The following is a 253-nucleotide window of genomic DNA, read 5'->3' on the forward strand; positions in this document are numbered from 1 at the left end:
CCCAGACTCCTACGGGAGGCAGCAGTAGGGAATCTTCCACAATGGACGGAAGTCTGATGGAGCAATGCCGCGTGAGTGAAGAAGGTTTTCGGATCGTAAAACTCTGTTGTGAGGGAAGAACAAGTGCGGGAGTAACTGCCCGTACCTTGACGGTACCTCATTAGAAAGCCACGGCTAACTACGTGCCAGCAGCCGCGGTAATACGTAGGTGGCAAGCGTTGTCCGGAATTATTGGGCGTAAAGCGCGCGCAGG

General features: G+C 54.5%; 1 rRNA gene. It reads left to right on the forward strand.

From position 1 onward, the window contains the following. Window positions 1–253, forward strand: a 16S ribosomal RNA gene (locus J4G36_RS18360); the annotation flags it as partial.

The sequence above is a fragment of the Sporosarcina sp. 6E9 genome (assembly GCF_017921835.1).
Classification (GTDB): domain Bacteria; phylum Bacillota; class Bacilli; order Bacillales_A; family Planococcaceae; genus Sporosarcina.